Source organism: Parazoarcus communis SWub3 = DSM 12120, assembly GCF_003226565.1.
Classification (GTDB): Bacteria; Pseudomonadota; Gammaproteobacteria; order Burkholderiales; family Rhodocyclaceae; genus Parazoarcus; species Parazoarcus communis.
The window spans coordinates 1-288 of record NZ_QKOE01000168.1 but is presented as its reverse complement, the minus strand read 5'-3'; the positions used below and the strand labels follow the sequence as shown (position 1 = coordinate 288).

The following is a 288-nucleotide window of genomic DNA, read 5'->3' as shown; positions in this document are numbered from 1 at the left end:
AGCAGGCCTGGAATGACCTGAGGCTGGTGGTCGCACACGATCCGGTGACAGCCGCCACCAAGACCCGGCAGCGCAACGAGCGTATCGACGCACTGACCCGGCAAGCGGATCAATGGACGGGCAAGCTGACCGAGCAGGACGAAGGGGTGACGCACCGGGGGCGCAAGCTCTCGGACAGCGGCGCCAAGGCGCGCTTCTACCACGCGGTCAGCGAAGCGCACCTGTCGCGCATCATCAAGGTGGATCTGGCTGAGGAGCTGTTCAGCTACCACATCGACGACAAGGCGA

The 288-nt window shown here is 64.9% G+C and carries 1 pseudogene; it reads left to right on the top strand.

Going from position 1 to position 288, the window contains the following annotated elements:
- A pseudogene (locus DNK49_RS23585) lies at window positions 1-288 on the top strand (IS1634 family transposase); the annotation flags it as partial.